Consider the following 14854-nt stretch of genomic DNA (forward strand, 5'->3'; position numbering starts at 1 on the left):
GGGCTTGGCGCAGCTGGTCGTCGGCGAGCAGGTCGCGCACCTCGCGTTCGGCACGGGCGATCCGGTCCGAGCCCGCCGGGCGGCGGCGCACCGCCGCCGCCAACAGGGCCGCTTCCGGCTCCAGGAGCCCCCGGCGGACCCAGGGGCGGGCCAGTGCCGCCTCGCCCACCTCGGCCGGGCGCGCCCGCAGGTCCTCGGCGACCTCCCACAGCACCACGGCGTCGCGCTCGGCGAGGGAGGGACAGGAGCGCAGCACGCCCAGCACGTTCTCCGCCGCCGCCTTGCCCTCGGTCAGCGGCTCCACCTGCACCCGCGCCACCGCCCCGTCCAGCGCCGCGTCGTCCAGGACACCGCCGTCCGCCAGCCGGAACCCGTCCACCACGGTGAACCCGGCGGCCAGCCGGCCCGCCCCGAACACCACCTCCGGGGAGAACACCGCGCCCCGGGTGCGCAGGTTGTCGCGCAGGCTCCGGAAGGTTCGCACCGGCGGCTGCACCGGCAGCTCCGGCAGGCGCTCCACCACCCGCACGCCCCGCTCCCGCAGCAGGCGCTCCGCTTCGGCCTCGGGCAGGCCCACCGACCCCGCCATCGCCCGCAGCGACCAGCGGTCCACCAGGGAGGTGGCGAGCCCGTCGACGATGTCGGACCATTCCGCCAGCGCCCGCCGCGCCGTCTCGTCCCGCACCCGGGAGAAGTGCCCGTGGGTGAGCGCCCCCTCCCGGGCCAGCCGTTCGTGCGCCGCCACCAGGTCCACCAGCACCCGGCGCAGGGTGCGGCGCCGCGCCTGGAGACCCCGCCAGTAGGTGCACACCGCCGCGACGTGCGCGGTGAACGCCCCCGGGTCGGCGGCCAGTCGCCGCTCCAGCTCCGGGCCCACCCCGTAGCGGACGAACAGGTCGGCGGGCGGCCCGCCGGTGCGCGCCGCCGCCAGCACCTCGTCCTCGTACCGCCGCCGCTCCCGTACGTCCCAGGGCACCGCCGTCCGCCCCCTCACCGCAGTCCGCTCCGTACCGTCCCCGCACCCGAGCCCGTGTTCGGCGGGCCCCGGTCTCACCCCGAGGTGCGGATCGACGCGATGGCGTCCCGGGCCCGGCGCACCTCCTCCTCGCCCATCCCGCCGATCCGGATGTCGAACCGGATCTCGCTGCCGCCGGCCGGATCCCAGCCGCGCACCGCGAGCATGCCGGTGGCGCCCAGGCTGAACTCGATCCGGAACGGCGTCCCCGCCGGACCCTTGGGCAGCCCGGTGAGCAGGGCGTCCCCGATCCGGAGGTTGTGCTCCAGCTCCTCGGAGGCCACCGACCCTGCCTGCTCCCACACGTCGATCTCGACCTGCTCCTGGTCCGGCCACACCGTCGCGAACCCGTCCTCCACCGTCACCGGCAGCGGGGTGTTGGCCCGGATGAGGTGGCTGACGTACTGGCGGGCCCGGCCCGGGTCGCGCGCGAACACCGGGTCGGAGCCGTCGGTGGCCTTGACCCCGAAAGCGCGCGGGGACACGCCCGTGACGGTCTTGTGGGCCAGCCGCTCCACCTCCTCCCGGGTGATGCCCAGGGCGGCGCCCACCTCCTCGGCCCGGCGGGCGCGCTCGGCGGGGTCGCGGCCGGGCTCCTCCATGACGTTCTTGACCTGCCTGACCAGGGCGAACAGGGCCGCGCCCTTGGCCACCGCCAGGTCGGGTTCGTGCAGATGCGGCTCGAACCCGAAGCGCTCGCGCAGCGACCGCGCCACCACCGGCATGCGGGTCATCCCGCCCACCAGCAGCACGTCGTCGAGGCGCTCCACCCCGCGCTCGCGGGCCGCTCTCAGGGTGCGTTCGGTGATGGTGAGGGTGCGCTCCAGCAGGTCGGAGGTGAGCGCCTCCAGGTCACCGCGGGTGAACTCCACGCGCACCGTCGCCCCGGCGAAGCGCAGGTTGTGCCGGGCGCGCTCGCGGGTGCTCAGGGAGCGCTTGATCTGCTCGGCGGCCACGGCCACGTCCTGGAGGAACTGCTCGTCACCGGCCGGGTCGATGCCCGGGTGCTGTTCGGTGAACAGCTCCAGCAGCAGGTCGGCGAGCTTGTGGTCCCAGTCCGCCCCGCCCAGCCGGTGGTCGCCGTCGGTGCACACCACGCGCACGTCGTCGTCCTCCACCCGGATGACCGTGGTGTCGAAGGTGCCCCCGCCCAGGTCGAAGACCAGCAGGTGGCGCACGCCCGAGGCGGAGTCCAGGCTCTGGTAGTGCAGGGCGGCGGCCACCGGCTCGGGCACCACGTCCAGCACGTTCAGTCCGGCGATGAGCCCGGCGCGGCGGGTGGCCTCCTTCTCGTGGACGCCGAAGTAGGCGGGCACGGTGACGACCACGTCCTCGACCTTGTCCCGGGTGTGCTCGCCGGCGGCCCGGGCCAGCTCGCGCAGGATCAGCGCCGAGACCGACTCCGGGTCGTGGGACCGGCCGTGGAACTCGTAGCGGGCGTCGGTGCCCATCTGCCGTTTGACCAGGGAGACGACCATGTCGGGGAAGAGGAGGGCGGTGTTCTTGGCCTCCTCGCCGACCACGACGTTGTGGGCGGACTCGAAGTACACGACGGAGGGGGTGGTGTCGTTGCCCATGGCGTTCTTGGTGACGGTGGCCCGGCCGGTGCCGTCCACGAACGCCGTGCAGGAGTAGGTGGTGCCCAGGTCGATTCCGTAGGTGGTCATGAGCCTTTCCCAGGTGTGGCGGCCCCCTCGGGGGACGCCGGGCCGACGTGGCGGAAGAAGCGGGCGTGGACCCGGCGCCGGATCCGCCCGGTGACGGTGTCCCGGAAACCCGGGGCGGTGACCTCGGCGACGGTGCCGTCGCGCGCCGGGTCGGGGTGGTCGACGGCGGCCAGCGGGCGGTGCAGGTCGGCCCGGAAGGGGTCGCCGACGTCGGCGTCGACGGGTTCGACGCCCAGCCGTTCCAGGGAGAGCAGCGCGTCGTCGGCGAACCCGGCCAGCAGGTCGGCCAGCCGTTCCTCACCGCGTTCGCGCAGGCCGCGGGCCTCGCGGGCGAGCTGGTCGTGCAGGTGGACGAGGTCGGTGACGACGGGGTCGAAGAGGGTGCGGTCCTGCCCGGCGCGCAGCTCCCGGTTCTCGGCGTGCAGGCGGTCGATGACCGCCTCCCGGTGCCGGGCGCGCTCGTCGAGTGCGGCCAACCGGTCGTCGAGGGAGGCGAGGACCCGTTCCAGGGGACGGGGTTCCAGGGGGCGGGGGGAGTCGGGGGTTGCCGTGTCGTCGGACGCCGTCATCGGGCCGCCTTTCACCGCCGATTTCCGCAAGTGGCGCTACCGGTCTCCTTTCGCCGAGGATACTCCGGCGGGGGTGGCGGAAAAAGGGAAACACGTCAATGCGTGAAGGGTGTGGCGTCCCAGGTCACATTCGTCTCCTTTTGTTCTCTGGAGAACTTTTTCGGAATGCGACCGAAATGCGGGTAGAGGGTGACTTATCGGTTTCCGGATGGCCTTGCGGATGCTTTCGGGGCCGCCGATGACCCTGTTGCGCCCCGGCTCCGCGCGGCCCGCCGCGCGGGACCGGGTTCGCTTCGGCCCTCCGCTTCGCCCGCCCGTCGCCTGCCACCGCCCTCGACGGACGGCCTGCGGCCGGACGCCTTTCCTTCGCCGGGCTCGGCGCCTCTTGGGGGCGGGAACGGGTTCCAGGAGGGCACAGCGGCCCGGCGTCCGCATCCTCGTTCCCCGGATGCCCGCTCCGGGCCTCCGGAACCCCGTCGGCGCCTCGCGGTCAGGCCAGGACCTCGTCGATACGCTCGCCGAGGTGGCCGGCGAGCAGCGAGACGTAGGTGTTGGTGATGTGCCCCGAGTCGCGGTAGACCATCACGTTGCCGATCACGGCCGGGCACTCGCCGCCCGCGCAGAACAGGTCGCTCATGTCCACGAGGGCGGCCTCGCCGGGCAGGGACCCGGCGGCCCGCTCCTGGGGGTCGTCGCGCTCGAACGCCTCCGCGAGGGGGATGGTGCACTCCTGGGGGTCCTCGACGTTGCGGGCCACGCACTCCACCACGTCCCGGCGCTGGCGCGGGGTGTCGCGCAGCGCCACGATCGGCCCCGACACCTCGCCGATCTCGCCCCACAGCCGGGTCATGCCCTCGGCCAGCATCGGCACCCGGTCGTCCTCATCGCCCTGCGCCGGGGCCGCCGAGGTCGAGGAGCTGGTCACCACCAGGTCGGGTTCCAGGTCCGCCAGCTCGTCGACCACCGCCCGGTTCCACTCCCGGCACTCCTCGTACGGGCCGCCCTCGGGGCCCTTGGTCATGGTGTCGGTGAACGCGCACGACGACTTGGTGTACAGCACCAGCCGCCAGCCGCGCTCCTCGCCCAGTCCCATCAGCGCGGGCACCCACTGGGCGCTGTGCGAGTCACCGACCACCGCCACGGTCCGGTCGGCGCCCTCGGGACCGTACACACACGGGTCCTCCGGCACCGTCGCCGTGTGGGGCGCCTGGCAGTCGTCGTCGTACAGCAGCGGGGCGTCGTCCTCGGCCCGCACCGGCGACGGGTAGACCGGATCCCCGGTGGGGGCCTGGCCCAGGGCCTGCGGCCCCACGTGCACGTTCGGGTCGAACTCCACCGAATCGACGCGGTCCACCCGCACGTACAGGGTCGCGCCGACCGCGGCCACCACCAGCACCCCCGACACCGCGGCGGCCAGGGCTCCCCGGCCGCCGCGGACCAGGTGGTGGTCCCGTACCGGGTCCTCCACCCACACCTTGGTCGCCCAGGCCAGCAGCAGCGAGGCCGTGCCCACCGCCGCCGCCAGGGTCCAGCCCAGTTCGTCGCGGCCGGTCACCGCCAGGGCCAGCACGATCAGCGGCCAGTGCCACAGGTACAGCGAGTACGACAGGTCGCCCACCCAGCGCGCCGGCGCGGTGCTCAGCGGCGCCGACGCCGACAGCGGCCCCGGTACGTGCTCGGCGGCGATCACCGCGGCCGCCCCCAGCACCGGCAGCAGCGCCGCCCACCCCGGGAACGGGGTCGCCTCGTCGTAGAGCACGGCCGCCGCGACGATGGCGGCCAGCCCCGCCCAGCCCAGCGGCAGGCGCACCCGCTCGGGCAGGTGGCCGCGGGCCAGGCCGACGGCCAGCAGTCCGCCCACCGCCAGCTCCCAGGCGCGGGTCGTCGGCAGGAAGTACGCCGACGGCTCCCCGCCCGTCGCGACCACCGACCACAGCAGTGACGCCGCCAGCAGCGACCCCAGCAGCGCCACCAGCGTCCCGGTGCCCGCCCCCCGGCGGCGCAGCGCCGCCCACAGGATGAACAGCAGCGGCCACACCAGGTAGAACTGCTCCTCCACCGACAGCGACCAGAAGTGCTGCACCGGGGAGGGCGCCACCTCCGACGCCAGGTAGTCCACCGACTGCCGCGCCAGGTACAGGTTCTCCACGTACGCGGCCGAGGCGACCAGCTGCCACATCGTGTCGGTCAGCCGGGTGACCGGCAGCAGGAAGTACGCCGCGGCCCCCGTCGCCACCAGCACCACCGTCGCCGCGGGCAGCAGCCGCCGGACCCGGCGCGCGTAGAACCGGGCCACCGAGACCCCGTCCCGCCCCGACGCCTCGCGGTACAGCAGCGACGTGATGAGGAAGCCGGAGATCACGAAGAACACGTCGACGCCGACGTAGCCGCCCGGCAGCAGCGACGGGTCCAGGTGGTAGACGAGGACGAGCAGGACGGCGACGGCGCGCAGTCCCTGCACCTCCGGACGGAAGCGGCGTTCCACGACGGTGGAAGCGGGAGCGGAGGGCATCGCGGAACTCCCCGGGAGCGGGAACAGGGTCGGTGCGGGGGAACGGTCGATGGGGGATGGTGTGTCCGCATTCTGTTATGCCGTGCGGGGGCCGGATCACAGAAGGCCGAAACACGCCTTTTTGTTCTCCCGATGTCGGCCGGGACGACACCCGCCGGTGGCCGGATGTTCGCCACACCCGCGCCGGAACCCCGAAGGGCGGCGCGCGCACTCCGGATCTCGGGCAGACTGGTCCGATACGGAAACGTCCCCGGTCGGCGGCGCGCACGACCCCGGGTCCGGCGTTCCGTCCCCCGACCCCCGGGCCCGCGTCCCGTCCCCGCGGCCGTGTGCGAGAGGAGGCCCACCGTAGCCCCCGTCATCCGCGTCCGTCACGTCGTGCTCGCCATCGCCGCGGTGCTCGTCCCGACGGCGCTCTACCCCCTCATCGGCCCGTGGGCCCTGCTGTCGGTCCCCGTGGTCCCGGCGGTCGCGGTCGCCCTCGGACCACGCGCCCGCCGCCCCGCCCGCGCCTCCCTGGACGCGGCACCCGCCGACCGCCCCGGCACGGACGCCGACCCCGGCGGACAGGACGACCGGCCCCCGGCCGCGGGAACACCGCGCACCCGCCCCCGGGACGGGCGGCGGATCAGACCGATCGCCCTGCCCAGCGCCGTCGACGACTACGACCTGCACTTCTCCGCGGTGGTCCACTGGCGCTGGTCCAGCACCGTCGACCTGCGGCTGCGCAACCCCATGGGCCCGGCGGTGCTGGCCGTCGTCACCCGCGCCGCCGAACTGGTCCGCGAGACCGACCCCGCCGACGAGGGCATGGCCGAATGCGAGCTGGCCGCCCGGCTGGCGGTGGAGCACGCGGTCATCGGCAGCGGGATCGTGGTGTGGGCCGACGAGGTGGACCTGCGGCTGTCGGAGGGCGACACCGACCGGCTGCGCCGCATGGCCGACCTGCGCAAGGACCGGGTGGTGCGGGAGGCCGCCCGGATCGCCGAGGACGACCTGGCGCCCCTGCCCGCGGCCCGCCCCGCCCGCGCCGCCGACGCGCCCCTGCCGGTGCCCGTGGACCCGGAGGGGGCGGAGGGCGGCGGTGCCGAGGGGCCGGTCGACCTCGGCGACCTCGGACCGGGCAGCGACGTGGACGGCGAGGGGTACGAGAGCTACTGGTGGCCGGCCGAGGAGGACGGCGACCACGGCGGTACCGAGCGGGACGTCCAGGTGGCCATCCTGCGCGGGATGATCGACTCCCTCGTCCCGGGACCGGAGCGCGACGCCTTCGTCCGCGACCAGCTGACGGTCCTGGAGCGGGGCGGGTTCGACGAGGTGGCCCGCCGTATCCGTGCCGGGCACCCGGAGTCCCCGGACCCGGGGCCCGACGGCCCCGGCGACCACTGAGCCCGTCCGCCGCCCCGCGGCCGTGACAGCTGTGCCCGGCCCGGTCCCGCCGGCCCCGACCCGGGCAGGGAAGGGCCCCGGCGCGTAGGACGATCCGCGCCGGGGCCCGGCTCTCCGCCCCGGTTCCTCAGTGGATGATCCGCTGGAAGAACACGTACGCGGCCGCGACGGTGCCCAGGCCCACGAGGACGGCGTTCGCGACGTTGTCGTGGGCGAGCCAGGTCAGGGACCCGGCCACGGTCCCGGACAGGATGCCCAGCGTCGCGATGACGGCGACGCGGAGGCTGATCCGGTCGTCGGATTCGGGCCGCTCGGGAGGTGGGGCGGGCGGCGATGCGGTCATGGTCGCCCCTTTCGGACTGCTCGGATCGGACAGGGGTGCGCTCCGTGGTCGGTTCGGGACTGATAACGGTCCTCGATCCCGACGGGCGCCGTGGGGCCGGTGGGGCGGGGGCAGTCTCTTGAGGCACGGGAATGCACGGGGGTGTCCTCGACGGTCGGCAGACGCGCTCGCGCGGAACGGTCCTCACCCTTGTCAGACGGTCCGTGACCGGGGAACCTGTGAGAACCCGGACCCTCACCGGTCCGGTGGGGCCGCTTCGCTGCGGGTCACCGCGACACCCTTCGCTGGGCAGGCAGAGGTTCGCGGGGTCCGCCGGGGCGGCCCTCCTGCGTGTTCGGGCCGCGGTCGGGCGGCCCACTCCCCACCTCCTTTCCGATTTTCGCTTCCAGTGATGTTTACTGACAAATTGATACCCCGCGGACCGAGTGCAATCACTCCATGTGATGCCGATATGTCGGGAAGTGTTATTCAAGGTCGCGGATCGCAAGGTGGCATGGGAGAACGCCGTCCGGGTAATGTCTCTGGAGAAGGCGACTTGCGCAGAATCAGACATCAGTCACTTTTGTCTTTCGGTTAACAATGTCGACGGGATGGGGACCCCGTTCCGGTGAAGGTGTCGGTCTTTTCTCGGGAGTGGGTTCCACCGGGTGGCGGAGGAGGAGGCGCGCGCCGCGGGCGCGGACCAGGGGCCGGTCGTGCAACGGGCCCTGCTGGTCGGCGAGCTCGTGCGCCTGCGCCGGGAGAGCGCACGCACACAGCGCCAGGTGGCCGAGCGGCTGGACTGGTCGCAGGCCAAGATCATCCGGATCGAGGGCGGCAAGCAGTCCATCAGCCGCACCGACCTGGAGGCGATGCTCCGGCTGTACGGGCTCGGCGAGGGGGAGCCGGTCCGACGGCTCGTGGAGCTCAACCGGTGCGCCGGCCGGGAGGGCTGGTGGAGCCGCTACCGCGCCGCCGGGGTGCCCGCAGGCCACCTGCGCATGGTCGGCTTCGAGGCGGGCGCCGCGCTGATCCGGCAGGCGCACAACGCGTTCGTCCCCGATCTCCTGCGGACCCCCGCCTACACCCGGGCGGTCGCCCCGCTGCTGCGCCCGGGCGACAACGGCGCCGGGCCCGTGACGAGCCCCGCGGCCGACGGTGCGGACCGCGCGGACGGCGTCGCCGCGCTCGTCGACCTGTGCCGCGAACGCCGGGAGCGGCTGGGCGACGGCGGCCGCGAGCCCCGCCGGGTCCACGTGCTGGACGAGGCGGTGATCCGCCGCCGGGTCGGCGCCGGCACCGACCCCGGCCTGATGCCCGCACAGCTGCGCCGCCTGGCGGCCGAGGCCGCCCTGGACGGGGTCGACGTCCGGGTCGTCCCCTTCGGGAGGGGCGTGCACCCCGGGATGCGCGGGCCGATGACCCTGCTGTCTTTCGACGGGCCCCTCGACGACGTGCTCTACCTGGAGGGCGCGGGCGGGGCCGACCTCGTGGAGGGGGGAGACCCGGTGGCGGAGTACGCCTCGGCCTTCGACGACCTCCTCTCCGGGCCCGCCCTGGGGGCGGCCGAGTCGCTGGCCCTCATCGAGGAGGCCGCCGCCGCGATGGGCGGCTGAGAGCGGCACGCCCCCGACCGGCCCCCGGCCGACTCCCGACGGCGGAGCCCGCCGGGGCTCGGCGTGCGGGGAGGGGCCACACTGGAGGCGGGGAGGTCCTGTGCGCGGTGGTGGAGGAGAACGGGGTGCGGTGGCCGGGGCGCCGGGGCCACCGGAGCTGCCGCCGGACTCCCCGCGGGTGCGGCCGGAACCGGTCCTGCTGCGCCAGCGCTGGAGCGACGTCGTCTTCCTGCACTGGCCGGTCGACCCCGGACGGGTGGCTCCGCTGCTGCCCGCCGGCACCCGGCCCGACCTGTTCCGCGGGGCGGCCCACGCGGGACTGGTCGCCTTCCGGATGCCCGTCGACTCCGTGGCGGGTGCGGTGCCCGTCGGCGGGTTCGACGAGGTGAACGTGCGGGTGTACTCGGTGGACCGGCACGGCCGCCGCGGGGTGGTGTTCCTGAGCATGGACGCCGACTCCGCGCACGCGGTGGTGGCGGCCCGGGTGCTCACCGGACTCCCGTACATGTGGTCCGACATCTCCCTGGTACGGGGGCGGGACGGTCTGCGGGCCGGCGCGGTGCGCCGACGCGCCCCCGGCCGGGCCCGGGGCCGCTGGGCCGTCCGGGTGGAGGGACCGCTGGTCCGGCCCGGCCCGTTGGAGCACTTCCTCACCGCGCGCTGGGGGCTGCACACGCGCCATCTGGGGCGCACCTGGTGGCTGCGCGCCGACCACCGGCCCTGGCCGCTGTACCGGGCGCGGTTCCTGGACTACGAGGGCGACCTGCTGGGCGCGGCGGGTCTGGAGCCGCTCACCGGGCGGCCGGTCTCGGCACTGTGGTCGCCGGGCACGGACACGGGGTTCACGGTGTCGCTGGTGTGATCGGTACGGCCGGTGCCGCCGACCCCGAGCGGGGAACGGGACCGCGGCGGGTCGGACACCCATGTCGTTCGGTGTCGGGCGGCACGGTGGTGATCTGGGTGCGGGTCGGTTTCGCCCCGGCTGCGAAAGTGCCCACCTGCCGGCGGCTACGGAACCGAGTCTCACCGACCCGGCTCATCCCCCATCAGGCGGCCCGGTCGGGCGGTGCGCTCCCCAGCGCCGGGCCGGAACCGTGCTCCAGAGCGTCCAGTGCGTCCCGGATCTCCCTGACCAGGCTCTCGGGCACCGGGGGGCCGAGCCGCACCCCCTCCTCCGCGATCCGCTCGGCCCTTTTGAGGGTCCGCCACGCCGCCAGCGGGTCGCGGTCCATGAGGCTCTGGGCCAGGACCTTCATGGCCCGCAGCCGCCCCGACCGGTGCCGCAGCCCCCGGTAGCCCTCGACCGCCACCCGCGCCAGCTCCTCGGCCTCGGCCGTCCGGTGGACCCGGAGCAGGGACTGGGCCGCCATACGGTGCGCCCGGGCGTGCCACCACCTGTCGCCCAGCTCCTGGAAGCCCGCGGCCGCCTCCAGCATCTCCTCCTTCCCCTCGTCGCGGTCCCTCTCCATCAGGACCTGCCCCCGGACCAGCCGGGTGCGCATGACGCCCCAGGTGTCGCCGAGTCCCTCGAACACCTGCTCGGCGCTCTTCAGCCGGAGGATCTGGTCGGACACCTGCCAGGAGTCCCGCAGCCGTTCGCCGAGGCGGAACCGGGCGAGCCACCGGGCCGTGCCGGAGCGGTCCCCGCGCCCGGACCGGTCGAAGCCGAACCACCCCTCCAACCTCTCGCGCAGGGACGTCCCGCCCTCCCGTGCGGACCCGTCCTCGGCGGGCGGCATCCCGTCGGCGAACAGCGCGATCACCCGTTTCTCCTGCTCCCGCGGCCAGCGCGGGTCCCTCGCGGTCAGCCGGCGCCGCTCGCGCTCGCGCCGGGGATCGAGCCACAGCTCGCACACCCCGGCCCGGGTGTTGAGGGAGTGCGACGGCAGCTGTCCCAGGGCCCGCAGGTAGCGGGCGTGGTACCAGTCCCCGTTGGGGGAGTCGGCGATCCGGCGGCGCCCCTGCTCCAGCACGAACCAGGCGTGCAGCTCGAAGCCGCGCAGCCGCAGCACCTCGCCCTGCTGGAGCCGCACCCGGGTCCACTGGTCCGAGGCCTCCTGCCGCCCCTCCAGCTCCCGCTCCGCAAGGGCGAGCCGTTCGTACGCCTCCTTCAGGTGCCCCTGGAAGCGGTACACCTCCGCCAGGTTGCACAGTGACCGCACCAGCCACCAGGTGTCCCGGTGCTCGCCGAAGACCCGGATGGCCCCGTCGATCTCCGCCCGGCCGTCGTCCAGGTGGCCGCGCCGGTACAGGTTCACGCCGATGGCGCGGTGGGCCCGGGCCCGCCAGCGCGGGTCCACCGCCGCGTCGTCCAGGGAATCCAGGATCATCGAGGCCGTCAGCGCGAGCTCGTGCCCGATGTGGTGGTCGCCGTGCCCGCCGGCCACCTCGGCGCGGTCGATCAGGGTGATCGCACAGGCCAAAGGGTCACCGGTCTCCAATGCCAGTGCGGCCGCCTCGGCGGTCGACTCCCGCATCGACTCCCAGTGGATCCGGCCGGTACGGCAGAGCAGGGAGAAGGCGCGGTGCAGGCGCCATCCGTACGCCGCGATCCTGCGGCGGTCGGCGACGCCCGAGGAGAACCGCCCCGGGCCGATCCACCAGAAGCAGAGCTCGAAACCGCGCTGCTCACTCTCCGACCAGGCCACCGGCTCGGGGGCGTCCGTGGCCGGGAGCGGATCCGGGAGACGGAACAGGGGCGGATGCGCCGGTGCGGGCACGTCCTCCCGCCGCCCGGGCTGCGGGTCGAACGACCACTCGTGCGGGGAGGCCCGCCGTGCGGCCTCCTCCGCCCTTTCCGTGTAGGCGTGCAGCAGCCGCAGCACCGCCTCCTCCAGTTCGCGGCGCCGCGCGCGGGACCAGTCCGCCGTGTCCGCGTCCGCCACCCCGAACAGCCGGGGTCCCTGCGTCACGAGGAAGTCGCGCATGTACTCGTGCAGCCGGAAGTGCTCGTGCCCGGCCGCCGAGTACAGGTACGTCACCAGGTACCGGCGCCGCAGCTCGTCCAGCACGCCGACCGCCCTGCTCAGTCTCACGTCGAGCAGCGCTGCGGCCACCCACGGGGTGAACGTCGCGGCGCCGGTCCCGGCCAGCAGCCACAGCAACCGCCGCTGCTCCCGGGTGCATTCGTGCAGGCTGAACGCCAGTGACCGGACGATCGACTCCGGGCCCGCCACGGTCAGGGTCTGTTCCGGATCGTTCATCCGGCGGAGCAGGGCGGCGGCGCCGGGCCCCGTGGCCTCGGTGGCCTGCGCACCCACCAGGCACAGGGCGAACGGGAACCCGTGGCATCTGGCCGCCAGCTCCGGCAGCGCCGCGCGGTCCTCCTCCGACAGCGGCCGGGAACGCGCGGACACCAGCCGTTCGAGCAGCAGCAGCCCCTCCTCGTCGGAGAGCTTCCCCATCGAGTGCTCCCGGATGTCCGCCGGCGGGTGCGGGGGGAAGGCGCGGCGGCTCGTGATGAGCACCGCGCACCCCGGCCCGGTGGGCAGCAGCGGTTCCACCTGCGCGAAGTCCTTGGCGTTGTCGAGGACCAGGAGCACACGGCGGTGTCTGCTGGCGTCCTCCCACAGCCCCGACAGCCTTTCCGGGGAGGCCCCGTCGGGCACCCGCTCCCCGATCTTGCGGAGCATCTCGGCGAGGATCTCGGCCGGGCGGCGGACCACCGGCTCGCGGCCGGAACCACCCGGACCCGCGTGCTCTGAGACAGGGCCGTAGAGCTCGAACTCCAGCGTGCCGTCGGGGAAGCGGTCGGTCACCCGGGAGACGACCTGGGACACGAACTGGCTCTTGCCGGTGCCGCCCTCCCCGGTGATCGCGATGATCAGCGGTCCGCCCCGGCGCCGGCGCAGGCGGCCGCGGCGGCGGGGGAAACGGGAGAACGCGGCCAGGACCTTCTTCATGAGGTCGGCGTGCCCGGTGAAGTGGTCGACGGGCGCGGGAAGACGGGGCCGCACCGGTGGTTCCCGGGGCGGTTCGAGGACGGACGGCCGCCGGTCGAGCAGGGCCTGGGCGGAGGCCGCCATGGCGCTGCCGACCATGGCGAGCGCCGCCACCCACCAGCCGCCCCCCGGGAGCAGGTCGGGGAACTCCTGTAGGGCGGTGCCCAGGCCCAGGGCCAGCAGGGCGCCGACGCCCAGGCCGGTCCCGACCGGCCGCCAGCGGCGGGGGGCGGGCACACCGACCGTGCCCGTGGGGTCTTCGCCGTCCACGTCCGCCCTCCCGAAGACACCGGATTCCTTTGTGGGCCGGGGATCGCGGGGTCCGGGCGGCCGCCGGGGAACCGATCCTGCTGCGGTCGGCGGGCCGGTGTCCAGAGCGGGGCAGGGCGCACGGGCGGTGTTCACCGATCCGTCTCCGTGCGGTAACCGTGCGCTCATGCCGGACGTCCGGGAACGGGCAGCGCGGCGGGGCGCACCGGCGGTTCCCGGTGCGGGGACGGGTCGGGAGCGGGGTGACGGGGGCGGCCGCGGGCCGGGCACAGGTCGGCGCCCGGTGCCTCAGGCGGCGGCCGCCGGGTCCTCCCCGACCATCGGCGGGACGCATCCCGGCCGCGACGGGCGCCCTGTCGCGTGCGACTCCGGGGCCGGGTGGGGGGCCGCCGCCGAGGCGTACTCCTCCAACGGCACGCCGGGCTCGGGCACCGCGGGCCGGCGCGGGACGTCCTCCAGCGGCGGACGGGGGCGCGGCGGCACGGGCGGTGCCTCCATGAGCCGCATACACCGGAGCTCGTGCTCCACCCGGGCGATCCGCTCGGCCAGCACCCCGGCCGCGGGCAGGCCGCGTGTGGCCTCCAGGGCGCGGTCGCGCTCCCGGACGCGGAAGGCCATCGCCCCGGACGCCTCGACGAGGCGCTCCGCGGCGGCCTCGTGCTCGCGCAGGGCGGTGACCAGCATCGAACGCAGTTCCCGGGCCCGGGCCGCCGACCGGCCGATCCGGGCGGCCCGGCGTGCCGCGAACGGGCCGGAGGGGGCGCGCATCGAGCGCAGCCCCCTCTCCACCCGTTCCAGCGACCTGCGGGCCCGGCGTGCCTCCGCCTCCCGCAGGGCCACCTCCGCCGAGACCCGCTCCTCCCGGAAGCGGGCCCGGTCGACGGCGACCTGCGCCCTGGCCAGTCGGTCGCGGGCGGCGTCCTGGCCCCGTGCCGCGGCCAGCAGCGCGGTCAGCTCCTCGATCCGGGCGCGCATCCCCTCGCAGATGCGCTCGGCGAGCGTCTCGGGCGGGACCAGCGCCCCGAAGCGCCGCTGGAGGGCGGCCATCTCGATCCGCTCGGCCGGTGCCCCCGGGGAAGGGACGGCGGCGTCGCGCAGCAGCAGGTCACCGGGCTGCGGGCCCAGGTCCGCGGTGGTCGTGACGTGCACCCTCCCGCCCAGCGCGGGGGCGGCCTCGGCCGGGTGCCAGGGTCCCGTGGCGCTCGGCGGCCGGACGAGGAACCCGGCGGAGCCGGGGGCTTCGGGGGAGTCCGGCCAGTGGTGGCAGGTGAACACGTACTCGTGGGGGCCGTCGCCGCCGCGGATGCGCCGTCCGTCCTGGAGCCGCAGCTCCTCCTCGTCCGTCGCACGGGCGACGAGAGCCCTCCGGATCTCGCGGTCGAGGGCGGCGAGGGTCTCGGCGGAGACGGCGGATGAGGGGAGGGCGCTCGCGGAAGTCACATGACCCTTTCAGAGGGAGAGAGTCTCGTTCGTACGGGGGAGCCGACGGTAAGGAGTATGCCTGAGGGCTACGACATTCTGTAAGGGTACGGGTACGGAAAGTTCGAATCCGC

10 protein-coding genes are annotated in these 14854 nt (G+C 74.9%); 3 read left to right on the plus strand and 7 right to left on the minus strand.

The genetic code is table 11. The annotated features are described in order from the left end of the window. The 4 genes from QJS33_RS17550 to QJS33_RS17565 form a co-directional block, all read right to left on the minus strand. Positions 1-976 (minus strand): hypothetical protein (locus tag QJS33_RS17550; RefSeq protein ID WP_306369078.1); only part of this gene is annotated, 976 nt, incomplete at its 3' end. 74 nt (positions 977-1050) lie between these two features. Further along, positions 1051-2682, minus strand: coding sequence for an Hsp70 family protein (locus QJS33_RS17555; protein WP_306369079.1), 1632 nt, complete (start codon positions 2680-2682; stop codon positions 1051-1053). Next, positions 2679-3251 (minus strand): nucleotide exchange factor GrpE, encoded by a 573-nt coding sequence (grpE, locus tag QJS33_RS17560; RefSeq protein WP_306369080.1) that lies wholly within the window; start codon positions 3249-3251, stop codon positions 2679-2681. The genes QJS33_RS17555 and grpE overlap by 4 nt, the downstream gene beginning before the upstream one ends. A 490-nt stretch (positions 3252-3741) precedes the next feature. Continuing rightward, positions 3742-5763, minus strand: coding sequence for an acyltransferase family protein (locus QJS33_RS17565; protein ID WP_306369081.1), 2022 nt, complete (start codon positions 5761-5763; stop codon positions 3742-3744). A 378-nt stretch (positions 5764-6141) separates the two neighbouring features. On the opposite strand from QJS33_RS17565, the gene QJS33_RS17570 reads away from it, so the two are divergent. Beyond that, positions 6142-7152: a hypothetical protein gene (locus tag QJS33_RS17570; RefSeq protein ID WP_306369082.1), complete on the plus strand. Its 1011-nt coding sequence runs from the start codon at positions 6142-6144 to the stop codon at positions 7150-7152. A gap of 127 nt (positions 7153-7279) precedes the next feature. Here the strand turns inward: QJS33_RS17570 and QJS33_RS17575 are convergent, their stop codons facing one another. Continuing rightward, positions 7280-7495 (minus strand): hypothetical protein, encoded by a 216-nt coding sequence (locus QJS33_RS17575; protein WP_306369083.1) that lies wholly within the window; start codon positions 7493-7495, stop codon positions 7280-7282. A gap of 647 nt (positions 7496-8142) precedes the next feature. Between QJS33_RS17575 and QJS33_RS17580 the strand changes: the two genes are divergently transcribed. Both QJS33_RS17580 and QJS33_RS17585 read left to right on the plus strand, forming a co-directional pair. Continuing rightward, positions 8143-9090 (plus strand): helix-turn-helix transcriptional regulator, encoded by a 948-nt coding sequence (locus QJS33_RS17580; protein WP_306369084.1) that lies wholly within the window; start codon positions 8143-8145, stop codon positions 9088-9090. 130 nt (positions 9091-9220) lie between these two features. Beyond that, positions 9221-9952: a YqjF family protein gene (locus tag QJS33_RS17585; RefSeq protein ID WP_306369085.1), complete on the plus strand. Its 732-nt coding sequence runs from the start codon at positions 9221-9223 to the stop codon at positions 9950-9952. A 184-nt stretch (positions 9953-10136) separates the two neighbouring features. Here the strand turns inward: QJS33_RS17585 and QJS33_RS17590 are convergent, their stop codons facing one another. Continuing rightward, the gene (locus QJS33_RS17590; RefSeq protein WP_306369086.1) at positions 10137-13301 is read right to left on the minus strand and encodes an ATP-binding protein; all 3165 of its coding nucleotides are present in this window, start codon (positions 13299-13301) and stop codon (positions 10137-10139) included. Positions 13302-13589: 288 nt separating this feature from the next. Further along, positions 13590-14741, minus strand: a complete 1152-nt coding sequence (locus QJS33_RS17595) for a hypothetical protein (RefSeq protein WP_306369087.1) — start codon at positions 14739-14741, stop codon at positions 13590-13592. Positions 14742-14854: the final 113 nt, after the last annotated feature.

Source organism: Nocardiopsis sp. CC223A, assembly GCF_030766825.1.
Classification (GTDB): Bacteria; Actinomycetota; Actinomycetes; order Streptosporangiales; family Streptosporangiaceae; genus Nocardiopsis.